Genomic DNA, 24066 nt, shown 5'->3' with positions numbered 1-24066 from the left:
TTTGCCTCTTGTTGTGTTGTTCATGACACATCACTTGTAGGAGTGAGCCTGCTCGCGATAGCGGAATTACATTCAACATTGATGTTGGCTGATACACCGCTTTCGCGAGCAGGCTCGCTCCCACAGGGGCGCAGCATTACTGCGCCAACCAGCCTCCATCAATATTCCACGCAGCTCCCCGCACCTGGCTGCCAGCCTCGCTGCACAGAAACAACACCAATTCCCCAAGATGCTGCGGTGTGACGAACTCCAGCGACGGCTGCTTCTCCGCCAGTAAATCATGCTGCGCCTGCTGCGGATCAACGCCTTTGGCGGCACGATCATCGATCTGTTTCTGCACCAGCGGCGTCAGCACCCAGCCCGGGCAGATCGCGTTGCAGGTCACATTACTGGTAGCCGTTTCGAGCCCGACCACTTTGGTCAAACCGATCACTCCATGCTTGGCCGCGACATACGCGGCTTTACCGGTCGAACCCACCTGACCATGCACCGAGGCAATATTGACGATTCGTCCCCAACCCTTGGCGCGCATGCCCGGCAGGCTCAGGCGGGTGCTGTGGAACACCGATGACAGGTTGATCGCGATGATCGAGTCCCAGCGCTCTACCGGGAACTCCTCCACGGCCGCCACGTGCTGAATCCCGGCGTTGTTGACCAGAATATCGACGCCGCCGAATTCGCGTTCGGCGTAAGCGATCATGTCGGCAATCTGCGCCGGGTCGCTGACGTCCGCCGGATGATGACCGACCTTGCCGCCAAACTGGCCGACTTCGGCGATCACGCTCGAGGCATCACCGAAACCGTTGAGAATCAGGTTGGCGCCGGCCTTGGCCAGGCTCAGGGCGATGCCCAGACCGATGCCGCTGGTGGAACCGGTAACCAGTGCGGTCTTGCCCGAAAGAGTCGTCATGAATACCTCACACAATGCCAGTGGCGTAGAAAGTGCCGATCACTACGAAGACCGCCAGGGTCTTGATCAGCGTAATACAGAAAATGTCTTTATAGGCTTCGCGGTGGGTCAGGCCAGTGACCGCCAGCAGGGTGATCACCGCGCCGTTGTGCGGCAGGGTGTCCATGCCGCCGCTGGCCATCGCAGCCACGCGGTGCAGCACTTCCAGCGGAATGTTCGCGGCGTTTGCCGCCGCGATGAACTGCTCGGACATCGCCGCCAGCGCGATGCTCATGCCGCCCGATGCCGAGCCGGTGATACCCGCCAGCAGGGTCACGGTGATCGCTTCGTTGACCAGCGGATTGGGGATTTGCTTGAGCCAGTCGGCCAGTACCAGAAAGCCCGGCAACGAAGCGATTACCGCACCGAAACCGTATTCCGAGGCAGTGTTCATCGCCGCCAGCAGTGCGCCGCTGACCGCGCTTTTGCTGCCTTCGGCGAGTTTGCTGCGGATCGCCTTGAAGCCGAACACCAACACCATCAGGATGCCGATCAGCAATGCCGCCTGCACCGCCCAGATTGCGGTGAGCTTGGCGATTTCCGTGGTCACCGGCGTGGCCATCCCCGGCAACGCGAGGCTGTGGGTCTTGCCGTACCACTGCGGAATCCACTGGGTGAACAGCAGGTTCATGATGCCCACCGCCAGCAGCGGCGACAGGGCGATCCATGGGTTCGGCAGTTTCAGGTCTTCGGCGGTTTCCGGCTCGTTACGCAGCTCGGTGCCATAACCTTCGCCAGCACGCTGGGCCTTGTTGCGTTGGCGCTGCAGGAACAGCATGCCGGCGCAGAACACGAAGATTGTGCCGATCACCCCCAGCCACGGCGCGGCCCACGCGGTGGTGTTGAAAAAAGTGCTGGGGATGATGTTCTGAATCTGCGGCGTGCCGGGCAGGGCATCCATGGTGAACGAGAATGCGCCGAGGGCAATGGTTGCCGGGATCAGGCGCTTGGGAATGTTGCTCTGGCGGAACATTTCCGCGGCAAATGGATACACCGCAAACACCACCACGAACAACGACACGCCGCCGTAAGTGAGCAAGGCGCAGACCAGCACGATCACCAGCATCGCCTGTCGGGTGCCGAGCAAGCGAATCGCTGCGGCCACGATCGAACGGGAGAACCCCGACAATTCGATCAACTTGCCAAACACGGCACCGAGCAGGAACACCGGGAAATACAGTTTGATGAAACCGACCATTTTCTCCATGAACACCCCGGTGAAGGCAGGCGCGACGGCGGAAGGGTCAGTGAGCAGGACAGCGCCGAGGGCGGCAATCGGGGCGAAGAGGATGACGCTGTAGCCACGGTAGGCGGCGAGCATCAGCAGCGCGAGGGCTGCCAAGGCAATGATCACACTCATGGAGTGTCTCCAGGGATTGTTATTTTTGTGGGTGAAGCGGGTGCTGGAGAGGCTTTAGCGAGATCTGTGCCAGATATTCAAATCATTGAAATGTAAGAGTTTTATAGGTTTAAGCGTGTTGAGAGTTGAAGGGTTGTCTCTCTTTGGAGATTTTTGTCGAGAGGGCTGACGCCTTCGCGAGCAAGCCCACTCCCACATTTGGGATGCGTATTCCCTGTGGGAGCGGGCTTGCTCGCGAAGCTTTTGCTGTTGTCTTTTATTAGAGACTTGGGTCTCTTTATTGAGACTCGGCGATACCCAAGGCCAGCATCTTCTTATACAACGTCGAGCGCCCCAACCCCAGCCGAGCCGCCGCCTCCGGCACTTTTCCCGCACATTGTGCGAGGGCAGACTGGATCAGTTGCCGGTCAAACCGCTGCCGTGCCTGGGCAAAAGTCTCTTCCGCCAACGGTTCCAGCGTCGACACCGACGGACGCTCAACTGGGGTAAAGGTGCCGATGGCCGCGCGAATATCCTCTTCGGTGAGGATCAGGTCATCGCTGAGCAGCGCCGCGCGCTCCAGCACGTTGCGCAATTCGCGGATGTTGCCCGGCCACGCATGTTGCCCGAGCAGATCCAGCGCTGCGCGACTCAGCTCATGCTGACTGCGCAGTTCTTCAAGAATCGCCTCGCTGAGCGCCGGCAAATCGTCGAGACGCTCGCGCAGCGGCGGAACCTGGATCGGCAGCACGTTAAGTCGGTAATACAGGTCGGCGCGGAATTCACCGCGTTTGATCGCGGCTTGCAGATCGGTCGAAGTCGCCGCGATCACCCGTACATCGCTCTGGATCACGTCGTTGGAGCCAACCGGCTCGAACTCCTTTTCCTGCAGCACCCGCAGCAGTTTGCTTTGCAGCGGCAACGGCATGTCGCCGATCTCATCGAGAAACAGCGTCCCACCCTGAGCAATCTGCAACTTGCCGGTACGACCCTTGCGGTCAGCGCCGGTAAACGCACCGGGCGCGGTGCCGAAGAATTCGGCTTCGAGCAACGCCTCCGGGATTGCCGCGCTGTTGATGCTGACGAAGGCTTTGTGCGCCCGGGGCGAAGCGCTGTGAATCGCCTGAGCCAGCAACTCCTTGCCGGTGCCGGTTTCGCCGAGCAGCAACACCGGGGATTCGGCGCTGGCACTGCGCCGGGCGCGGCGTTTGACCTCGAGGCTGGCGCTGCTGGTGCCGATGAAATGGGCAAAGTTGTATTTGGTCTGCCGGGCCCGCAGCAGCGAGCGGGTCGAGGCCAGTTCTTCCTGCATGCTCAGGTAGCGCTTGAGCATCGGTGACAGGCTGCGCAATTCGTCGAACAGAGCAAACCCGATGGCGCCGATCACTGCGCCGGCATCGTCGTGGATCGGCAGGCGCATCACCACCAGCGGCTCTTTCGGTGTGTCCTGCATGTCCAGCAGGATCGGCCGGCCGGTGCGCACCACTTCACGCAGCAGGCTGCCGGGGATCACGCTTTCGCAGGGTTGGCCGATGGCTTTTTTCGCCGACTCAAGACCAAAACGCCGCGCATAGCGCTCGTTCATCCAGACGATGTTCGCATCACGATCGACAATCACCGTGCCTTCGCTGGACTGCTCGATGATCTCGAACAGCGAGCGGATCGCCAGCGTGCGAACGCGTTGGTAGTCCTTGAGGCTTTCGGTGGTGTTCATCTGACAGATCCTGAATGTCTTTCGGCTTTGGCGACGCCATCGCGAGCAGGCTCACTCCTACAATGGAACGCATTTCAAATGTAGGAGTGAGCCTGCTCGCGATAGATGCTACTCGGTATCAAGGCAAGCGCCGATTATGCCTACCCCGGATGCGCCGCTGCCAACAGCTCCTTGGTGTAAGGATGCTGCGGCGAGTCGAACACCTCGTGGCTGGCACCGCGCTCAACCACTTTGCCGTCCTTGATCACGATCATGTCATGCGCCAGCGCCCGCACCACCGCCAGGTCGTGGCTGATGAACAGGTAGGTCAGGCCGTGTTTTTCCTGAAGATAGCGGAGCAGGGCGACCACTTGTTTCTGCACGGTACGATCGAGGGCCGAGGTCGGTTCGTCGAGCAGGATCAGTGCCGGTTTCAGCACCAGCGCCCGGGCGATGGCGATACGCTGGCGCTGACCGCCGGAAAATTCGTGCGGGTAGCGATGACGGCTTTCCGGATCCAGGCCGACTTCCTTGAGCACACGGATCACCTGTGCATCGCACTCATCGGCGCTGGACTGACAGTGTACCTCCAGCCCTTCGCTGATGATTTGCGCCACCGACATCCGTGGACTGAGGCTGCCGAACGGATCCTGAAACACCACCTGCATCTGCCGACGCCATGGTCGCAATTGCTTCTGATCGAGGCCGTCGAGGGCGGTGCCCTGAAAACGGATACTGCCCTCGGAATCGAGCAACCGCAGAATCGCCTGACCCAGGGTCGACTTGCCCGAACCGGACTCACCGACAATGCCCAGGGTTTTGCCGCGCTGGATATTCAGGCTGATGCCGTCCACCGCGCGCAAATATTGTTTGCGCTGGAACAGCCCGCCACCGACGACAAACTCGACCCGCAGATCATCCACTTCCAGCACGTTCTCGCGTTCGTCCCGGGGCAGGGCTTCGCCTTCCGGCTCGGCGTTGAGCAGCACGCAGCTGTAAGGATGTTTCGGTTCGGTAAACAGGGTTTCGCACGGGGCTTGCTCGACGATTTCGCCAGCCTTCATCACGCACACCCGTTGCGCAATGCTGCGCACCAGATTGAGGTCGTGACTGATCAACAGCAGCGACATGCCCAGGCGTTGTTGCAGGGATTTGAGCAGCAGCAGGATCTTGCGTTGCACTGTCACATCAAGCGCCGTGGTCGGCTCGTCAGCGATCAGCAGTTCCGGCTCGCAAGCCAGGGCCATGGCAATCATTACTCGTTGCCGCTGGCCGCCGGACAGTTGATGCGGATAGGCCTTGAGGCGCTCTTTGGGTTTCTGAATACCCACCAGCTCCAGCAGTTCAAGGATGCGTTGTTGCGCCGCTTTACCGCCCAGGCCGCGATGCACCAGCAGCGTCTCACCGATCTGCTTTTCGATGGTGTGCAGCGGATTGAGCGAGGTCATCGGCTCCTGGAAGATCATTGCGATCCGGTTGCCGCGTAGCTCACGCAAGACCTTTGGATCGGCACCGAGCAGTTCCTGACCGCGATAGCGAATGCTGCCGCTGGTTTGCGCATCGCCTTCGGGGAGCAGTTGCAGGATCGAATGCGCGGTTACCGATTTGCCCGAGCCCGACTCGCCGACCAGCGCCAGGCACTCGCCGGGGCGGATGTCCAGGCACAGGTCGCGCACCGCCGGCTGGCCATGGAAGGCGACGTTCAGGTCACGGATTTCGATCAGGTTATCAGTCATGGTCACACTTCAGGATCGAGGGTCGAACGCGTCACGTAACGCTTCGCCGATGAACACCAGTAAAGAAAGAATCAGCGCCAGGGTGAAGAACGCTGTCAGCCCGAGCCACGGCGCTTGCAGGTTCTGTTTGCCCTGGCCGATCAGTTCGCCCAGCGAAGCGCTGCCGGCGGGCATGCCGAAACCGAGGAAGTCGAGGGCGGTGAGGGTAGAAATCGCTCCGGTCAGAATGAACGGCAGGTAACTCAGCGTCGCGTTCATCGCATTCGGCAGGATGTGCCGGAAAATCACCTTGCGGTCGCTCAGGCCCAACGCGCGCGCCGCTTTGACGTATTCCAGATTACGCCCGCGCAGGAACTCGGCGCGCACCACATCCACCAGTGCCAGCCAGGAAAACAGCGCCATGATCCCCAGCAGCCACCAGAAATTCGGCTCGACAAAGCCGGACAAAATGATCAGCAGGTACAGCACCGGCAATCCGCTCCAGACCTCCAGCAAACGCTGCCCGAGCAGATCGACCCAACCGCCGTAATAGCCTTGCAGGGCGCCGGCAGCAATGCCGATCAGCGCGCTGACGGCGGTCAGCATCAGGGCAAACAGGATCGATACCCGTGCACCGAAAATCACCCGCGCCAACACATCGCGCGCCTGATCGTCGGTGCCGAGCCAGTTGACCTTCGAGGGCGGGCTCGGCGCAGGTTGATTGAGGTCGTAGTTGGGCGTGTCGTCGCTGAACGGGATTGGCGGGAACAGCAGCCAGCCACCGCCCTTGCGGATCAGGTTCTGCACATAGTCACTGCGATAATCGGCCTGGAACGGCAATTGCCCGCCAAACTCCTGTTCGGTGTAGCGCTTGAAGACCGGGAAGTAGAGCTGGTTCTGATAGCTGACCACCAGTGGTTTGTCATTGGCGATCAGTTCACCGCCCAGCGTCACCACGAACAGTCCGATAAACAGCCACAACGACCACCAGCCACGGCGGTTTTTCTTGAATCGCGCGAAACGGCGACGGCCCAGAGGCGAGAGCTTGAACATCAGGCGTTCCTCGCGGCGAAGTCGATACGTGGGTCGACCAGGGTGTAGCACAAGTCGCCGATCAGTTTTATCAGGAGGCCGAACAGGGTGAAGATGAACAGCGAGCCGAACACCACCGGATAGTCGCGAGAAACCGCCGCTTCGTAACTCATGCGGCCGAGGCCGTCGAGAGAGAAGATCACCTCGATCAACAGCGAACCGGCAAAGAACACACTGATGAACGCCTGCGGAATCCCCGAGACCACCAGCAGCATCGCATTGCGGAACACATGGCCGTAAAGCACGCGGCGCTCGCTCAAGCCTTTGGCGCGGGCGGTGACTACGTACTGGCGGGTGATTTCATTGAGGAACGAATTCTTGGTGAGGATCGTCAGCGTGGCGAAGCCGCCAATCACCAGCGCCGTCACCGGCAACACCAGGTGCCAGAAGTAATCGGCAATCTTGCCCAGGGTCGACAGCGATTCGAAGTTGTCCGAGACCAGACCGCGCACTGGAAACCAGTTCAATGACGTGCCACCGGCAAACACCACGATCAGAAACATTGCGAACAGAAACGCCGGCATCGCGTAGCCGATGATGATCGCGGTGCTGCTCCAGATGTCGAAATGGCTGCCGTGATGCACCGCTTTGCGGATGCCCAGCGGGATCGACACCAGATAGGTGATCAGCGTCGCCCACAAGCCGAGGGAAATGGTCACCGGCATTTTTTCCAGAATCAGATCGGTGACCGTCGCACCGCGGAAAAAGCTTTTGCCGAAGTCCAGCTGCGCGTAGTTCTTGAGCATCAGCCACAGCCGCTCATGCGCCGGTTTGTCAAAACCGTACTGCTTTTCGATGTCCTTGATCAGTTGCGGATCGAGGCCACGGCTGGCGCGCGAAGTGTTGCTCATGGTTTCGCTGGAACTGCCGCCGACACTCGCACCGCCGATGCCTTGCAGATGGGCGATGGCCTGTTCGACCGGGCCGCCGGGTGCCGCCTGAATGATCACGAAATTGACCAGCAGGATGATCACCAGCGTCGGAATGATCAGCAGCAGGCGCCGCAGAATGTATGCCCACATCAGTGCGGTCCTCCGGGTCTGCCACGCCCGATTTTTTCGGCGGTCATCTGTTGGTTGGTCAACGGCGTGCTGCTGATTTCCCACCAGCTCTCGATGGCTTCGTCATTGCTGGCCTGGATCGCCGGCATGCCGAAGCGGTTCCACCAGACGGTGGAGGTGCCCGGCGGGTAATAGTTGGGAATCCAGTAGTAGTTCCATTGCAGCACCCGGTCCAGAGCGTGGGCGTAGTGCAACATGTCGCTTTGGGTCGAGGCGCGGATCAGGCCGTTGATCAGGGTGTCGACCGCCGGATTCTTCAGCACCATGTAATTGTTGGCGCCGGGGTCGTTGGCCGATATCGAACCGAAGTAGTTGAGCAGCTCGCCCCCCGGAGACGTGCTGACCGGGTAGCCGGTGACGATCATGTCGTAATCACGGCTCATCAGGCGATTGACGTATTGCGAGGAGTCGATGCGGCGGATATTCAGCTCTATGCCGATCTGTTTCAGCGTGCGCTTGTAAGGCAGAAGCAGGCGATCCATACCGTTCTGGCTGACCAGAAAGGTGAAACTCAAAGGTTCGCCTTCGGCGTTGACCAGTTGGTCGCCCTCGGGTTTCCAGCCAGCCTGTTCGAGCAGTTCCAGGGCTTGCAGTTGCTTGTCGCGGATCAGCCCGCTGCCATCGGTTTTCGGCGCCTCGAAGACCTGGGTGAACACTTCGTCGGGAACCTGCCCGCGCAACGGCTCAAGGATTTTCAGTTCGGCGGCGTCCGGCAGCTCGCGGGCTGCCAGTGCGGTATTGGAGAAATAGCTCTGCTGGCGGATGTACATGTTGCGCATCATCTGCCGGTTGCTCCACTCGAAATCCCAGAGCATCGCCAGCGCCTGGCGCACCCGACGATCCTGGAACATCGGTTTCTGCAGGTTGAACACGAACCCCTGCGCCGATTGCGGGGCCTCGGTGGCCAGGTGGGCTTTCTGCAAACGTCCGTCACTCAGCGCAGGACTGTCGTAACCGATCGAATAGCCGGTGGCGGAAAACTCGCGGTTGTAGTCATAGGCACCGCCGCGCAATACCTGACGGGCAACATCGGTGTCGCCGAAATATTCGATGCTGAAGTGATCGAAGTTATACAGGCCGCGACTGACCGGCAGGTCCTTGCCCCACCAGTCGGGGTTGCGTTCAAAGGTGATGCTGCGCCCGGAGTCGACCTTGCCGACCCGATACGGGCCGCTGCCCAGTGGTGGTTCATAGCCACCGCCACCGGCGAAGTCGCGGGTTTTCCACCAGTGCTCGGGAAACACCGGCAGGGTGGCAATGTCCAGCGGCAGGGTGCGGTTCTCGTTGCTCTTGAAATCGAAGCGCACGGTCAGCGGCGCTTCCACTTCCACGCCTTTGACGTCGGCGAACTGCGTGCGATAGCGCAGGCTGCCCTGGGTCATCAACAGGTCATAGGTGTAGCGCACGTCTTCGGCAGTGATCGGCTTGCCGTCGGCAAAACGCGCCTTGGGATCGATGAAGAAGCGCAGCGACAGACCATCCTGCGAGCGCTCCATCTTTTGCGCCACCAGGCCATAGACCGTGTAGGGCTCGTCCATCGAGCGCTGGGCCAGCGGCGAATAGAGCATGCCGTCGATCTGGGTGACGCCGATGCCTTTATCTATATAAGGCAGGATGTGATCGAAATGCCCGATCTCTATCGCCGAGCGGCGCATGGTGCCGCCCTTGGGCGACCGCGGATTGGTGTAGTCGAAATGGCTGAAACCGGCCGGGTATTTGGCAGGTTCGCCATAGACGGTCAACGCATGTTGCGGGGTGGCGTTCACACCGGCGGCGCCCAATAGCAGGGCCACGGCAGTGAACAGTAAAGTCGGGAAAGCCAGTCGCATTGTCAGCCTTAAAGCCGGGTGATCGATAAGCGCAATTTGTACGCGAGCGGCGCGTCAGTCGCCAGCCGTATCCTGTAACCAAAACACAACGGCCCACCAAAAGGCGGGCCGTTGGGACAGCAATCAGGCGACGGATCAGTCCTGACGGCTGGTGACTTCGAGCAGGTGATAACCGAACTGGGTCTTCACCGGGCCTTGCACGACGTTGATTGGCGCGCTGAAGACTACGGTGTCGAATTCCTTGACCATCTGGCCAGGACCGAATGAACCCAGATCGCCGCCCTGACGGCTGGACGGGCAGCTGGAGTTGGCCTTGGCGACCTCGGCGAAATCAGCACCGCCTTCGATCTGGGCCTTGAGTTCGTTGCACTTGTCTTCGCTGGAAACCAGGATGTGGCGGGCAGTGGCTTTAGCCATGGGGAAATTCTCCAATCTATTTCAGTAAAGTGTGGAGCCTACCGGATTCAGTAAGCGATTTCTCTGCAAAGTTCCACTCGGTACATTGACGTACATCTACAGTTGCGCGGCTTTCAGGCGCATCGCGTGTTCGACATAGAGGTCGACGGGATACGCGCCGGGTATTCGCAACCCGCCCGGATGGCGCAAGCTGCCAAGGTGATTGAGGGGATAGTCGGAGCGGATGACCCGGCCCAGGTGAGAACTGTAACGGCCCACGAAACCATCGTTCTGTCCGGCCTCCGTGACGAAATGGCTGGATAATGCGTGGCAGACGGAATGCACTGGATCCAGAGCCTGCAACAAATTGTCCTGCAGCGTGCCGCTCCAGGAGTAGTAGTGGACGTCATTGACCCGTTCCGCCCCCTGGCCGCCCCACGTCGAAGGCAGGCCTTGAGGGTATTTTTTGTTGAATTGCCCGACGTCCGCAGTCGTCAGGGCATTGAGTGCGGCTACGGCGGCCTGCGGCAGACCCGGTTGACCGCTGAGTAGCGAGAGGAATCGCGCAAACTGTGTCGCAGCGTGCTCCGCCACCTGCTCCGGCAGGCCTCCCGGAACCAGCGCCAGGCGTAAGGCGTCAGCCAGTTCCGAGCCGTGATTGGGGCCGCTGACCGATGTCACCGAGGCGACTTTCTCCGGCGCGAGCGCAGCGGCATAACGGCATGCCAGCGCGCCCTGGCTATGTCCGATCAGGTTGACTTTACCGGCGCCGGTGCCTCGCAGAACGCGCTCGATCTGGAACATCAATTGCTGGCCGCGAACTTCGTTGTCATGGGTTGCGGACAGCTGCGGCACAAACACTTGCCCGCCTGCCTCCCTCAGCGCTTGCTTGACATCATGAAAAAGCTCGAAATGGCCGATACGGTCAAACCCGAACAGGCCATGGACCAAAAGGATGGGGTAGCGGGTTGTCGCATTCCGTTGCATGTTCCTGCCTCTTTTGCAGATGCTTGTCAGTGGTTGGTGCGTGCCACTGTAAAACAGGCCTGCGGGTCGGCGATGTCTGAAAAATCCTCTGTACTGAAAGGAAATTGGACTAAAAGCGGTACGAATTTTCGCTTCTGCTTGAGAGGGTAGTCGGAACATTTGGCAATCTTTTGCCCGGTATCGCTGGATTCTGCTTCGTAAGCCTACGTCATGCGGTGTATTTACCCTGCCGACGGAAGGCGTTGTGCTGACTTCCGCCGGTCGCTGGATGGTGTTCAATGGATTTCGTTCGACGCGGCCTTCACGGCGGCGTTTTATCCAAGGAATGGAGCTACGAATGTCTATATACGAAGCCACCGGCGATTCTTCTGTGGTACCAGCGTCAAATATGTCCCCTGTAGCGGATGAATCCGGTGAACACCGTCTTCTGAGTTTGAAGGTGGACGGCGACCACTTCGAATTCTGCTATCGACACGCGTCTGCGGCGGCAGACTCTCCAGACTCGTGGCTGCCTGCACCGATGCTTGAGGTTATGGAGGGCGGAATGCTTGATCCTTCACTGGACCATGCATTCGTCAGGGTGGCGCCTTACCCGAACATGTTGTGCGGCGACAAACTTGTGCTGAGCTGGCAAGGGCTGGATGACGAAGGATTGCCCTATATTCACGAAACCACTCGTGCGGTCAGTGAAAACCAGGTGGGTCAGGAACTCGTCTTTGTCATAAAGGGTTTGCACATCGCAGCGCTGGAGCGCGGCTCGCTGGAGGTTTACTGGACGCTGTACAGCGTTGCGCTTCAGAAGCCCGTGTCATCCAGGCGTTTGCAGCTGAATGTGGGTGATCCGGAACCCGATTTGCTGGCTCCGATCCTTGAAGAAACGGTGGGCGGGACGCTCGATCCGGCCCGTGTTCCGCAGGGCACTAGCGTTATCGTGCGACCATACGCCCGCATGGCTGTCGGGGACCGGGTCACCCTGTCGTGGCAAGGTGTCGAAGCACTGCCGGTGATCAGTGATGTGTTGCTCGTGGAGCCGTTTGCTGTCGGCGAAGCGCTGTCTTTCTGGATACCCGCAGATCGCATCGCCCCTCATCGTATGCAGGAGGTGAGCGTCAGCTACCGGGTGGAGTCAGGGGCGGAGCAGGTGAGGAACTCTGCAACCTCGCGAATTCTGATCGCGCCATTGATGCGAGGCGAGCTCGCAGCTCCGCAGGTACTGGAAGCGCAAGATGGCGAACTGGAGGCAGCAGATGCCGAGGATGGCATTACCGTGGTGATCGGCAATGCCCAGGCCGAGGAGGGGGAGCTGGTTTACTTGAAATGCGATGGTGAGTATTTCAGTCACCGCGATGATCGGGACATCACCCGGGAAACTGCAGGCGAGCCTTTGGTATTCATCGTGCCTTATCGTTTCTGGCGAGAGCATCGGGAAACTGTGGTGCAGGTGTCGTATTCAGTGGAGCGGCTGGATGATGTCAGCCAGGCTTCCGAGATAACACGCATCCGGGTGCGGGCATAACCCGGTGGTGAAGTCTGAGCGATGACTCAGCCTTTGCGGGATTTTGATAAGCCCGCAAAGGCTGCTCGGATCATCAGTCTCGAAGACGTTCGGCAGCGCTCGACAGCAACTGTTCCGTCGCACTGAACCCAAGGCAACCATCGGTAACCGACACCCCGTAACGCAGTGTGGGGCTCAAGGGCTGGCAGCCTTCGAACAGGTGGGATTCAATCATCATGCCGATCAAGGCGCGATCACCTTGCAGGCGTTGTTCGAGCACCTCGTTGAACACGTCGGGCTGGCGCAATGGGTCCTTGCCGCTGTTGGCGTGGCTACAGTCGACCATGATCCGGCTCGGAATTTTCAGTCGGCTCAGGTCGGCATGTACCCGGGCGACGCTTTCGCGATCGTAGTTAGGACCGTGATGACCGCCGCGCAGCACTATATGAGTGTCGGGGTTGCCCGGGGTCTGGATGATCGCCGGGTGCCCTTGGCTGTCGACACCGAAGTGTCGGTGCGGATGTGCTGCTGAGCGCATGGCGTCGACGGCTACACCTACGCCACCGTCGGTGCCGTTCTTGAAACCAACGGGCATGTTCAAGCCGCTGGCCATTTCCCGGTGAATCTGCGATTCGGTGGTGCGTGCACCGATAGCAACCCAACTGAGCAGGTCGTCGAAGTAGCCGGCCGCCATTGGTTGCAGCAACTCGGTAGCGATGGGCAGCCCCAGGCGGATCATCTCAAGCATCAATTCACGCGACAGGGTCAGGCCGCCAGCCATGTCGTCGCTGCCATCCAGGTGCGGGTCGTAAGCCAGACCTTTCCAACCGACGGTGGTGCGGGGTTTTTCGATGTAGGCGCGCATCACCAGCAGCATCTCGTCGCTGACTTCATGGGCCAGGCGGGAAAGTTTTTCGGCGTATTCGAGTGCGGAGCGCGGGTCATGAATCGAGCAAGGGCCGACGACGACCAGCAGGCGATGGTCTTCGCCATTGAGGATCGCGCGGACCGCCTGGCGGTGGGCTGCGACTTGCTGGGCGAGGGCATTGCTCAGGGGCAATTGCTGTTTGAGCTGCAATGCGCTGGGCAGACGCAGGGTCAGTGCTTCGTTGGCAGAGTCAAGGGTGGTCAGTGGCAGAGCAGAAACAGACGAGTTCATATTCGGGATTCCTGGGCTGGCGGCGGGTGTTTCCCGCTCACTCGGCCCTACTGGGGTGTTCGACAATTGGCCGGATTGGCTGCGTGTGTGTGCTTGCCACCTGTGGGTGACCGATCGGAGGCGGCAGGCTGTCCCGAGCGGAGGTTGCTAAATCGCCAGGCGGTAAAAGTGTCGTAACGGTAATAAGTGGCGTAGTTCATGTCGTGATTCCTCAAAGTTCTGGTGTGTTGCTGAAAAATTTGGGGCCTGAAAAAACAAAACCCCCGGTCGGGAGGCCGACCGGGGGTTGAGAATTCTCTGGTAGGCGACCCGTTTTTATGGGCGCCGGTGGGTATCAGGCGCGCCAGTGGCTAAACCAATACCCAAAATAAAAGCTGACAGGAGCGCAAACGTCATTCGCCCGGGCAGCCGCAACCGAGCGCAGGGCGCTGGCGGAACGAAGCTGTGAGAGGGCGTTGAACATGGTTTGTCTCCGATGAATGCGCCGAGCTTACTAGAGGCCCGTACGGCTGAGCAATCAGAAATTGCTATCGCCATTGCGGAGGTTACCTATCGCTTGAGTGCTGCAGGCGTTGTGACACACTGGTTGCTTTGCACAAACACCAAGGATGATTCATGTCGATGTTCACGGTCGCTGCAGCTCAGTCGCTCTCCATTGCCGGTGATCTGGCGGCGAACCTCGCCCGTCATTTGCGCTTCATGGCCGTGGCGGCTGAGCAGGGCGTCGAGCTGCTGGTGTTCCCGGAGCTGTCGCTGACAGGCTACGAAGGCCAGATGGCCGCAGACCTGGCAATCGATCCGCAGGATGCTGTGCTGCAACCCTTGCGCGATTGCGCTCGCGAGCTGGGCCTCACCGCTGTCGTCGGTATGCCGATTCGCGATAGGGACAGTTCGAAGGTATTGATCGGCGCGCTGACATTAGGAGGGGATGGTTCTCTTGAGGTTTACAGCAAACAACATCTGCACAGTGGCGAAGAGCTTTTCTATGCCCCAGGTGCTGGTGGTTCGTCCTTGAGCATAGGCGGCGATACCGTAGCGCTGGCGGTCTGCGCTGACTTTTCCCACGCCAGTCACGCGGCAGCGGCCGCCAATCTTGGTGCCGACCTGTACGCAGCAGGCGTGCTGATCGGGGAAAAAGGCTACGGCGTGGATAGCGCGCTGCTGCAGGGCTATGCCCAAAACCACTCAATGGCGGTGCTGATGGCCAATCACGCCGGGCTCACGGGTGGATGGCAATCGGCGGGTCGCAGCGCGTTCTGGTCTGAAAGCGGGACGCTGGTGGTGGCGGCGCGAGGGCCGGGTGAAGTGTTGGTTATTGTCCGGCGTGATGCCGGCGCATGGCAGGGGCGGGTAGTACCCGTGGCGGTAGACCTGTGACCTGGGCATTGCGTCGTGCCGAATCGGCAGATCGGGCGTTTGCCCGAGAGCTGACGTGCCAGAATATGCTGCGTTATTACATTGACCACGATCTGCTGTGGCAGGACGAAGCGTTCGACGTTGCCTGGGATGGGCGGGACAACTGGCTGGTCCTTCTTGGTGAAGTTCCTGTGGGATTTTTCAGTCTCAGTCATGATCGCCGGGCCTTGTACATCCGCGAGCTGCAAATAGCCGAGGTCTCTCGCAGGCAAGGTGCAGGATCCTGGGCGATTGATCAGGTTGTCGCTTTGGCTCGCGGTGAAAAACTGTCAGCACTGCGTTTGACAGTATTCAAAAATAATCCGGCGCAAAGTCTGTATAAGAGAAAAGGCTTCAAGGTGTGCGGTGAGGACGAGTGTTTCCTGAGGATGGAGCTCGATTTCGGTACACTTGTGCTCTGAAACCCACGGCCGGCAAGCCTTCGATGATGAATTGAAACTTTTTAAATGATGCTTGCCGCTAGGTCTGTCTGGCACTTTTTGCTAAGGTGTCCGGCATCCCAATAAGACCATATCGCGAGGTGTCTGCTTGATTAGGGTGCTAGTGGTCGACGACCATGATCTCGTTCGTACAGGCATTACACGTATGCTGGCCGATATCGATGGCTTGCAGGTGGTTGGACAGGCCGAGTCCGGGGAAGAATCCCTGATCAAGGCCCGTGAGTTGAAACCCGATGTGGTCCTGATGGACGTAAAGATGCCCGGTATTGGTGGCCTCGAGGCCACGCGCAAGCTGTTGCGCAGCCACCCGGACATCAAGGTCGTCGCGGTGACCGTGTGCGAGGAAGATCCATTTCCTACGCGCCTGTTACAGGCTGGTGCCGCCGGCTACCTGACCAAGGGCGCTGGTTTGCCGGAAATGGTTCAGGCGATCCGTCTGGTGTTTGCCGGGCAGCGATACATCAGCCCGCAGATTGCCCAGCAACTGGCGATCAAATCGTTCCAGCCAACCAACGATTCCCCTTTCGACGCCTTGTCCGAGCGGGAAATCCAGATCGCGTTGATGATTGTCGGCTGCCAGAAGGTGCAGATCATCTCCGACAAACTCTGCTTGTCGCCGAAAACAGTGAACACATATCGCTACCGGATTTTCGAAAAGCTGTCGATCAGCAGTGACGTCGAGCTTACGTTGCTGGCTGTGCGCCACGGCATGGTGGATGCCAGCGCCTGATCATGACTGAAGTATTCGATTCCGGCGCCTTCCTGGCGACTGTCAGTGGGCGCCCCGGCGTCTATCGCATGTTCGACAGCGATGCGCGCCTGCTGTATGTCGGCAAGGCCAAGAACCTCAAGAAGCGCCTTGCCAGCTATTTTCGCAAGACCGGGCTGGCGCCAAAAACCGCTGCGCTGGTCGGGCGTATCGCGCAGGTCGAAACGACCATTACCGCCAACGAAACCGAGGCGTTGCTGCTTGAGCAGACGCTGATCAAAGAGTGGCGGCCGCCGTACAACATTCTGCTGCGCGACGATAAGTCCTATCCCTATGTCTTTCTGTCTGACGGCCAATTCCCACGTCTGAGCATCCACCGTGGCGCGAAGAAGGCCAAGGGCAAGTATTTCGGCCCGTACCCGAGCGCCGGGGCCATTCGCGAAAGTCTCAGCCTCTTGCAAAAGACCTTTTTCGTCCGTCAGTGCGAAGACAGCTATTACAAAAATCGCACGCGCCCGTGTCTTCAATATCAGATCAAGCGTTGCAAGGCGCCTTGTGTCGGTCTGGTCGAACCTGAGGTCTACGCCGAGGATGTACGCCATTCGGTGATGTTTCTCGAGGGGCGCAGTCATGCCCTGACCAATGAGCTGTCCACGGCAATGGAAGAGGCGGCAATCAATCTCGAATTCGAGCGCGCCGCCGAGTTGCGTGACCAGATTGCCTTGCTGCGCCGTGTTCAGGATCAGCAAAGCATGGAAGGTGGAACGGGCGACATCGATGTTATCGCAGCTTTCGTCAACCCGGGCGGCGCTTGCGTTCACTTGATCAGTGTGCGCGGCGGTCGGGTGTTGGGCAGCAAGAACTTCTTTCCGCAGGTGGGTATCGAGGAGGAGGTCGCTGAAGTCATGGCGGCGTTCCTCGGTCAGTACTACATCAGCAGTCCGGAGCGCGACCTGCCAGGCGAACTGATCGTCAACGTGGTTCCCGAAGACGCCACGGCTCTGATCGACGCCATCCACGAGCTGCGCGGTCGGGAGCTGAGCATCAGCCACCGGGTACGCGGCACGCGGGCTCGATGGCAGCAGTTGGCGGTCACCAATGCCGAGCAAGCGCTGGGTGCACGCCTGGCCAACCGGCAACACACGGCTGCGCGCTTCGATGCGCTGGCAGAAGTGCTGAACCTGGATGAGCCGCCGCAGCGTCTTGAGTGCTATGACATCAGTCACTCCAGTGGTGAGGCCACCGTCGCTTCCTGTGTCGTGTTCGGCCCGGAAGGCGCGATCAAATCCGACTATCGTCGTTACAACATTGAAGGGGTCACGGCGGGTGATGACTATGCAGCCATGCACCAGGCGTTGACTCGGCGCTTCAGCAAACTGAAGGACGGGGAGGGCAAGCTGCCGGACATTCTGTTGGTGGACGGCGGCAAAGGTCAGTTGTCGATGGCCCGCGACGTACTCAACGAGCTGGCGGTGCCGGATCTCATTCTTCTGGGTGTGGCCAAGGGTGCAACACGCAAGGCAGGCTTCGAAACTTTGTATCTCAATGATGCCGCGCATGAGTTCACGCTGCGTGGCGATTCCCCGGCGTTGCACCTGATCCAGCAGATTCGTGACGAGGCGCACCGCTTCGCAATCACCGGCCACCGTGCGCGGCGCGGCAAGACCCGCCGCACCTCGACGCTGGAAGGCGTTGCGGGTGTCGGGCCGACCCGACGTCGGGACTTGTTGAAACATTTTGGTGGATTGCAGGAGCTGTCTCGTGCAAGCATCGAAGAGATCGCCAAAGCACCGGGGATCAGTAAAAAGCTCGCAGAGTCGATTTATGCAAACCTGCATAGCGAGTAGAATGCCAACTCACCTCGTAGCCAGTTGTGCCGATGAATATCCCTAATCTGATTACCGTTCTCCGCGTCCTGCTCATCCCGATCTTCATTTTGCTGTTTTACCTGCCTTACCAGTGGAGCTATATGGCCTCCGCCTCGGTATTTGCCTTTGCGGCGGCAACTGATTGGCTGGATGGCTATCTGGCCCGCCGCCTTGAACAAAGCACGCCGTTCGGCGCGTTTCTCGATCCGGTTGCCGACAAGCTGATGGTGGCAGTCGCTTTGGTACTGCTGGTTCAGGAACACGGCAATTTGTGGCTGACACTTCCCGCAGCCGTCATCATCGGCCGCGAGATTGTCGTATCGGCCTTGCGTGAATGGATGGCCGAACTCGGTGCCCGCGCTCATGTAGCAGTGTCCAATCTCGGCAAGTGGAAAACCGCGGCGCAGATGCTGGCGCTGGTGATCCTGCTGGCCAATCCCCGCGATTTCAGCTTCTGGGTGCTGCTGGGTTACGCCTTGCTGATGATCTCGGCGGGCCTGACGTTGTGGTCGATGGTTCAATACCTGCGGGCCGCCTGGCCGCATCTGAAAACCGACGTTGAAAAGAAATAAAACTTTTTTGAATCAAAGGGTTGACGGGGCATCTGAAATCTATAGAATGCGCCACACCAAGCGGGAATAGCTCAGTTGGTAGAGCACGACCTTGCCAAGGTCGGGGTCGCGAGTTCGAGTCTCGTTTCCCGCTCCAAGTTTGTACGCGGTTGTTGTTGTGCTACTAAACAGCGATCGTTTGAGGCCGAGTAGCAAAATGGTTATGCAGCGGATTGCAAATCCGCCTACGCCGGTTCGATTCCGACCTCGGCCTCCACTATAAACAAGCTCCGTAGATCCATGATTTACGGAGCTTTTTTATTTTCAGTGCGCTGCAAGATTAAGTCTTGAAATCAGCCACTGTGAACTTGCTTCACCGGGACGTGATGTATATATTTCCCGCTCTGCTTCAAAGGCTCAACACAGACAGATTCTCTGGTCGACTGATTTGAGCACTACAACAGCGCTACCGCCCGAATGGCGAAACTGGTAGACGCATGGGACTTAAAATCCCCCGCTCGTAAGGGCGTGCCGGTTCGATTCCGGCTTCGGGCACCATCTAAAATCAAGGGTTTGCGGGCGAAAGCTGAGACAAACCCTTGTTTGTTTCCGGATTGCCATTTTTAACTGGCTCCTCATCAATTCCTTGCGTTTCTGCGCGCAGAGACCGTTGGTCACTTCTCGATGCAACCAATCCTGCAAGCGTCTACGTTTGTGGCTTGGTCGAAGATATCAAAAGTCATTGAGTGAACATTTTAGCTTGACCCGGTGGCGTTGATATCAGGATGGATCTTGATCATGGCGCGGTACATCGCTCAGGCGATGGGCATTCAGACGGCCTGTCTGTTACGCCAGCCCCGCCATTTTTGACGTGTTAAGGAGAACACCGATGGCAATCAATCAAGTGCACGCAGCAACCGATAAAACCGCTCTCGTCGAAGCCGAGGTATACCGTTGGTACAATCTCTTCTTTCCGTGGTCGCGCGGTATGTCTTCCCGGTCGGAGGGCGCCATCAAGCCCCTGTACGATGCGTTGGCGAATGACTTCCGTGTGGTACTCACCGATGGACAGATCATGAGCCGGACGGACTATTGGGAGCGACTTTGGGGCTTGTATGGCAAGCGTGCTGGAAGCCCTGAATCACACATCACCAACCTCTCGATCACAGCGCTTCCCGGGGACTGCTTCCTGGCCGTCTTCGACCTTGTCAAAGACGGCATTACCAAGAAGAAAGTCGATTCGGCGCTGATGCGCGTCGATCAGGCCTCGCCATCTGGAATTTCATGGGTTTATGTCCATGAAAGCGAGCACGAGAGGAGCCTGGCGTAAGTCACTTGGGTTGCACTCTCGTGGCTAAAAAGCCTGGATGTTTTTAACGGTGACGAAAAATCAGGCCCAGCCCCGCGCTGGGCTTTTTTGTATCTGCTGTTCGGCCAGAAAACAAAAAGCCCAGGCATGCCCGGGCTTGTCAGGGAAAAACACTCAGCGCGAATCAACCTCTTTTGCAGCCTGGGCGTTTGATCGTTCCTTGCGCCTGCGCAGCCAGCTGAAGAATGCATGTACCGGGTGCAAAAACGCAGCCAGTACGCACAGTAGCATGATGGTGAAAATGGCAATCAGCGGGAGGCTTTCGTGCGAGAACATGGTGGGGTACTCCTGTAGGCACTATGTTGGAACCTGCAGGCTAGACGCATTGAGCCATGCTTGCGATGAACGTATGTTCATCCTCGGGCGCTTGAACTGTGCTACGGAGGGCTCACCAAAATGATCGATTCCAGAGGTGCGCAAGTGCCGGCCTTCAGTAAAGGCCAGCGCTGGGCGTGGAGTGATTACGCAGGTGTGTTTTCAGCTGCGTTTCGGCAGCTTCCAGTTTGGGCGGATGAAATGGCAGGTGTAACCGTTCGGGATCCGCTCCAGGTAGTCCTGGTGCTCAGGTTCAGCTTCCCAGAAGGGACCCGCCGGTGCGATTTCGGTGACCACGCGTCCCGGCCACAGCCCGGAAGCGTCGACATCCGCAGCAGTGTCTTCGGCGATGTCGCGTTGCTCTTCGCTGAGATAATAGATCGCCGAACGATAGCTGGGGCCGAGATCGTTGCCTTGACGGTTGGGTGTACTCGGATCGTGGATCTGGAAGAAGAACTCGAGGATCTGCCGGTAGCTGATCACCGCCGGGTCGAAGATGATTTCGATGGCTTCAGCGTGGTTGCCGTGGTTGCGGTAGGTGGCGTTCGGTACATCGCCGCCGCTGTAGCCGACTCGCGTCTGCAACACGCCGGGATAACGCCGCAGCAGGTCCTGCATGCCCCAGAAGCAGCCCCCGGCGAGAATCGCGGTTTCGGTTTGTCCGGTCATGATTTTTTGCCTCTAGGTGACGGTGGATACGGTTCTGGTTATGAGGGCGCGTTGGCTATTTGCAAGCCTGATTCAGGGCTACGGGCTGCTCGAACCGGTGTTTTCAACAAAAAGCCCTGACGATAAGGCCAGGGCATTGATGGGTTCGAGCGGTGAATTCGGGACAATTCACGTCGAGTGATGGACTTTACACACGACATCAATCGGTTATACGAACGCTTGCCCGAAAAAGCCCCTTGGCAGGCGCTGCGGCCCGGCCAGCGCGGTCAGGCGTTCGATCCACTCCGAACGCCAGTTCGACGCACCATGATCAGCTTTGGTGTGGCGCGCTGCGCGGCGTGCGGCATTGCGCTGGGTCTTGCGTGCTTCTTTGTAGGCGTCTGTGTTGCGGCAGCTGCGGCATTTGACGCGATTGAGTTCCAGGCTTGAGGCAAGGTTGTTGCCCTTGTGACCACAAGCCAGATGTCCGTCTGTTTTGAAATGGATAACCATGAACCGTCTCCTGGGTGACGTGTACAGGTTTTGACCGCCCACACCTCGGGGCGTTCGGTACATCGGCCAGACGGTACGCCGGTTAGCTGTCGTTTATCGCGGTGCAGTCATCTGAAACGCGGCAGTGGCCGTTCGACAGGCTGTAGCGAAGACAGGGTGCTGCGGATCAACGGTGTGTCTTTTTCGATGTCGTTCAGTCGATCGCGGATGCGCAGGGCGGTCGGATGGCCGCCTTGATGGTCGACCCAGTCGGCGATTTCCTTGCAGGCCGCGGCAAGTCGCGCCTGACGCGAGTCGAGCAGGGTGAGGAGGGTGGTGATGGACTCTTTTTCGGACATGGAACACCTCCGTTCAGACAAACCGTTGAGAGGCAGCAAAAAGCCCGCGGGCTGCGAGCTCTCGACCGTTGGGGCGCTGGTCCGTCAGCTGCTTTGAGTATAGACCCCGCCTGTCAATTGCATCAGCCGGCCGATTGTCGCGCCGGCAGCGGCGAGCTGGCCGCATTGAGCCGTTGGCATTCGCGTCGGGCATCTTGCTCAAGATCGTAGCCGTCGCCGATGAAGCCGCCGGTGCGGGTGTCGTTGATCCGAAACCAACTGCTGGCCTCAGCGGGTTCATGCTTACTTTCCCCGGCGCGGCGGCCGTGAATGATGATCTTGTTGCAGCGCTTCACGACAAATATGTCTTCCATGGCGTCACCACAGCAAATAGGTGTCAGATCAACTATAGAAGCCTTGGCCAATCGTGCAAAAAATAGCCAGTCAGTTCGTCGGTTGCAGCCGCCACTCTGTGGCATGCCAATCCAGATGGTGCGTCGGTTTCAACGCCTGTAGAAACTCAGTGTCGTGGGAAACCGCAACAATTGCGCCGGGAAACGTCTGCAATGCCTGCTCGAAAGCCTGAACCGATGCCAGATCCAGATGATTGCTCGGCTCATCGAGCAGCAACAGTTGCGCAGGCGTCTTGCCCCACAAGGCCACCGCCAGCGCGGCTTTCAAACGTTCTCCACCGCTCAGTGAAGCGCTCGCTCGAGTGACCCGTTGCGCGTCCAGTTGCAGATGCGCCAGATGGCTGCGCAATTCGCTCTCACTCAACGGACTCTGCAGCGCGAGCAGTTGCTCGATGACGCTGAGACGGTCATCCAGCAGCTTCAGATGCTGGTCCAGATAAGCCGCAGGAACATGGGTGATGCATTCGCCGCTGGCGGGATGCAGTTGACCTGCGAGCACTCTGAGCAACGTCGATTTGCCGCAGCCATTCGGACCAATGACGGCGACGCGCACAGGACCGCTCAGCGTGAGATTGAACGGTTGCGCCGGCAGCCATGGCAGGCACGTATCAATCAACGAGCAGACTCTGCGCGCAGCAGGCACTGCGCTGCCGGGCAGGTTCATCAGCACCGCATCATCCGCGAGCACTTTGGCATAGGCATCGCGCACCCGTGCATCAAGCTCCGATTTGCGCTGCTGATGACCATGACGCACCTGGCCCATGATCTGCCTCGCCGCACCTTTGAGGCCGGCGCGTTCGAAGCCCGAGACGTTGGCGGTTTTGGCATTGCGCAGTGAGCGGGCGGCATGCCGCTGGATGGTGTCGTGCTCGTTTTGCAAGCGCTGCTGCTCGCGCCGGCGCTCTGTTCGGCTTTGATCCAGCGTCGCTTGCGCCGCCGCCTGATGGATCTGTCGTTGCTGCTGGTAAGCGGAAAAATTGCCGCCGTACACCGTGACACCCAGCGGCGTCAGCTCGACGATACGCTGCATGCGCTCAAGCAATTGCCGGTCGTGACTGACGACGATCAATCCGCCGCGCCAGCGTTCCAGTTCGCTCATCAACCAGTCGCGGCCGGGGCCGTCGAGATGGTTGGTCGGTTCATCCAGCACCAACAGATGCGCCGGATTCAGAAGCGCCCCGATCAACGCCAGCCGCGCTTGCTGGCCGCCGCTCAGCGGTTGGGTCAGATCGGTGGGAGCAATGTCCGGCAGACCGGCGTTATCCAGCGATTGGCGCAGACGTTCGGGCAGATCCCAGCGCTCGCCGAGGATGTCAAAATCTTCTGCTGCCGCCTCGCCAGACTGCAGCCGTTGCAATGCGCGAAGGGCGGCGGCGGTGCCGGTGGCATCGGCCACGGTCTGCGCCGCATCGGCGGTGAATGTTTGCGCCACATAAGCCAATGGCACCGAGCAGGTGACGCTACCGGCAGTTGGTTGCAAGTGCCCGGCGATCAGCTTGGCCAGCACACTTTTACCGACGCCGTTGCGCCCGACGATGGCTGTGTGGATGTGATCGAATTGCAGATTCAGGTCGTTGAAAATCGTCTCGCCATTAGCGAACTGAAAACTGGTTTGATTCAGGGAGACGAGGGCAGGCGTACGCGAGACGTGAGTCATCGGCACCTCCGAAAAATGTCGTGAAGACTGACAGGCGCTATTCAGCGCTTATCGCGATTACATTTTCAGAAGGCTTGATTGTTCACTGTCTGCGGTCGTCCCGAAGGGGGAAAGGTGGCTAGCCTAGATCACCCA

The 24066-nt window shown here is 59.1% G+C and carries 23 protein-coding genes and 3 tRNA genes; 10 read left to right on the top strand and 16 right to left on the bottom strand.

From position 1 onward, the window contains the following. Window positions 1-136: 136 nt before the first annotated feature. The 9 genes from hbdH to ACOYXG_RS14315 all read right to left on the bottom strand — a co-directional run bounded on the left by hbdH (window position 137) and on the right by ACOYXG_RS14315 (window position 11061). On the bottom strand, window positions 137-910 hold the full coding sequence (gene hbdH, locus ACOYXG_RS14355) for a 3-hydroxybutyrate dehydrogenase (RefSeq protein ID WP_047294787.1): 774 nt from the start codon (window positions 908-910) through the stop codon (window positions 137-139). Window positions 911-917: 7 nt separating this feature from the next. Further along, a complete protein-coding gene (locus tag ACOYXG_RS14350) occupies window positions 918-2309 on the bottom strand; it encodes a GntP family permease (protein WP_095136155.1) in 1392 nt (463 codons plus the stop codon). A 277-nt stretch (window positions 2310-2586) separates the two neighbouring features. Then, a complete protein-coding gene (locus tag ACOYXG_RS14345; RefSeq protein WP_460352382.1) occupies window positions 2587-4002 on the bottom strand; it encodes a sigma-54 interaction domain-containing protein in 1416 nt (471 codons plus the stop codon). A gap of 140 nt (window positions 4003-4142) precedes the next feature. Further along, the gene (locus tag ACOYXG_RS14340) at window positions 4143-5717 is read right to left on the bottom strand and encodes an ABC transporter ATP-binding protein (RefSeq protein ID WP_460352380.1); all 1575 of its coding nucleotides are present in this window, start codon (window positions 5715-5717) and stop codon (window positions 4143-4145) included. A 9-nt stretch (window positions 5718-5726) separates the two neighbouring features. Further along, entirely contained in the window at window positions 5727-6749 is a 1023-nt protein-coding gene (locus tag ACOYXG_RS14335) for an ABC transporter permease (RefSeq protein ID WP_027612666.1), read from the bottom strand. Continuing rightward, window positions 6749-7810, bottom strand: coding sequence for a microcin C ABC transporter permease YejB (locus ACOYXG_RS14330; protein ID WP_027612667.1), 1062 nt, complete (start codon window positions 7808-7810; stop codon window positions 6749-6751). The genes ACOYXG_RS14335 and ACOYXG_RS14330 overlap by 1 nt, the downstream gene beginning before the upstream one ends. After that, window positions 7810-9678 carry an extracellular solute-binding protein gene (locus tag ACOYXG_RS14325; protein ID WP_460352377.1) on the bottom strand — a complete coding sequence of 623 codons (1869 nt, stop codon included), beginning with the start codon at window positions 9676-9678 and terminating at the stop codon, window positions 7810-7812. Before ACOYXG_RS14325 ends, ACOYXG_RS14330 begins: the two co-directional genes overlap by 1 nt. A 135-nt stretch (window positions 9679-9813) precedes the next feature. Continuing rightward, complete coding sequence (locus ACOYXG_RS14320) at window positions 9814-10095, bottom strand: peptidylprolyl isomerase (RefSeq protein WP_039758565.1); 282 nt, start codon at window positions 10093-10095, stop codon at window positions 9814-9816. Window positions 10096-10191: 96 nt separating this feature from the next. Continuing rightward, a complete protein-coding gene (locus ACOYXG_RS14315; protein WP_103366953.1) occupies window positions 10192-11061 on the bottom strand; it encodes an esterase/lipase family protein in 870 nt (289 codons plus the stop codon). 337 nt (window positions 11062-11398) lie between these two features. Between ACOYXG_RS14315 and ACOYXG_RS14310 the strand changes: the two genes are divergently transcribed. Continuing rightward, on the top strand, window positions 11399-12577 hold the full coding sequence (locus tag ACOYXG_RS14310; protein ID WP_460352374.1) for a hypothetical protein: 1179 nt from the start codon (window positions 11399-11401) through the stop codon (window positions 12575-12577). 73 nt (window positions 12578-12650) lie between these two features. On the opposite strand, the gene ACOYXG_RS14305 is transcribed toward ACOYXG_RS14310, so the two are convergent. Then, window positions 12651-13715, bottom strand: a complete 1065-nt coding sequence (locus ACOYXG_RS14305; RefSeq protein ID WP_103366955.1) for a 3-deoxy-7-phosphoheptulonate synthase — start codon at window positions 13713-13715, stop codon at window positions 12651-12653. 615 nt (window positions 13716-14330) lie between these two features. Here ACOYXG_RS14305 and ACOYXG_RS14300 point away from each other — a divergent pair. The 9 genes from ACOYXG_RS14300 (at window position 14331) to ACOYXG_RS14260 (ending at window position 20029) form a co-directional block, all read left to right on the top strand. Then, window positions 14331-15092, top strand: coding sequence for a carbon-nitrogen hydrolase family protein (locus ACOYXG_RS14300; protein ID WP_460352372.1), 762 nt, complete (start codon window positions 14331-14333; stop codon window positions 15090-15092). Then, window positions 15089-15532, top strand: a complete 444-nt coding sequence (locus tag ACOYXG_RS14295) for a GNAT family N-acetyltransferase (protein WP_027612673.1) — start codon at window positions 15089-15091, stop codon at window positions 15530-15532. The genes ACOYXG_RS14300 and ACOYXG_RS14295 overlap by 4 nt, the downstream gene beginning before the upstream one ends. Window positions 15533-15659: 127 nt before the next feature. Continuing rightward, the gene (gene gacA, locus ACOYXG_RS14290) at window positions 15660-16301 is read left to right on the top strand and encodes a response regulator transcription factor GacA (RefSeq protein ID WP_024012761.1); all 642 of its coding nucleotides are present in this window, start codon (window positions 15660-15662) and stop codon (window positions 16299-16301) included. Between the two features lie 2 nt (window positions 16302-16303). Then, window positions 16304-18127 carry an excinuclease ABC subunit UvrC gene (gene uvrC / locus ACOYXG_RS14285; RefSeq protein WP_027612674.1) on the top strand — a complete coding sequence of 608 codons (1824 nt, stop codon included), beginning with the start codon at window positions 16304-16306 and terminating at the stop codon, window positions 18125-18127. Between the two features lie 32 nt (window positions 18128-18159). Beyond that, complete coding sequence (pgsA, locus tag ACOYXG_RS14280) at window positions 18160-18720, top strand: CDP-diacylglycerol--glycerol-3-phosphate 3-phosphatidyltransferase (protein WP_003225417.1); 561 nt, start codon at window positions 18160-18162, stop codon at window positions 18718-18720. 60 nt (window positions 18721-18780) lie between these two features. Beyond that, window positions 18781-18856: transfer RNA gene (locus tag ACOYXG_RS14275), tRNA-Gly, on the top strand. A gap of 46 nt (window positions 18857-18902) precedes the next feature. Then, window positions 18903-18976 (top strand) — tRNA-Cys (locus ACOYXG_RS14270). 194 nt (window positions 18977-19170) lie between these two features. Next, a tRNA-Leu gene (locus ACOYXG_RS14265) sits at window positions 19171-19257 on the top strand. 331 nt (window positions 19258-19588) lie between these two features. Further along, window positions 19589-20029, top strand: coding sequence for a hypothetical protein (locus tag ACOYXG_RS14260; RefSeq protein ID WP_460352369.1), 441 nt, complete (start codon window positions 19589-19591; stop codon window positions 20027-20029). Between the two features lie 153 nt (window positions 20030-20182). Here the strand turns inward: ACOYXG_RS14260 and ACOYXG_RS14255 are convergent, their stop codons facing one another. The 6 genes from ACOYXG_RS14255 to ACOYXG_RS14230 all read right to left on the bottom strand — a co-directional run bounded on the left by ACOYXG_RS14255 (window position 20183) and on the right by ACOYXG_RS14230 (window position 23931). Beyond that, complete coding sequence (locus tag ACOYXG_RS14255) at window positions 20183-20344, bottom strand: hypothetical protein (protein WP_166495875.1); 162 nt, start codon at window positions 20342-20344, stop codon at window positions 20183-20185. A gap of 201 nt (window positions 20345-20545) precedes the next feature. Next, on the bottom strand, window positions 20546-21052 hold the full coding sequence (gene msrA, locus ACOYXG_RS14250) for a peptide-methionine (S)-S-oxide reductase MsrA (RefSeq protein ID WP_460352367.1): 507 nt from the start codon (window positions 21050-21052) through the stop codon (window positions 20546-20548). Between the two features lie 207 nt (window positions 21053-21259). Further along, on the bottom strand, window positions 21260-21544 hold the full coding sequence (locus tag ACOYXG_RS14245; RefSeq protein WP_047598549.1) for a hypothetical protein: 285 nt from the start codon (window positions 21542-21544) through the stop codon (window positions 21260-21262). Window positions 21545-21651: 107 nt separating this feature from the next. Then, complete coding sequence (locus ACOYXG_RS14240; protein WP_007964939.1) at window positions 21652-21882, bottom strand: hypothetical protein; 231 nt, start codon at window positions 21880-21882, stop codon at window positions 21652-21654. A gap of 122 nt (window positions 21883-22004) precedes the next feature. Further along, entirely contained in the window at window positions 22005-22235 is a 231-nt protein-coding gene (locus tag ACOYXG_RS14235) for a hypothetical protein (protein WP_115989687.1), read from the bottom strand. Between the two features lie 70 nt (window positions 22236-22305). Further along, on the bottom strand, window positions 22306-23931 hold the full coding sequence (locus ACOYXG_RS14230; RefSeq protein WP_460352364.1) for an ABC-F family ATP-binding cassette domain-containing protein: 1626 nt from the start codon (window positions 23929-23931) through the stop codon (window positions 22306-22308). Between the last annotated feature and the right edge of the window lie 135 nt (window positions 23932-24066).

This window comes from Pseudomonas sp. G3-39 (genome assembly GCF_054790485.1).
This window is presented reverse-complemented; position numbering and strand designations above follow the sequence as displayed.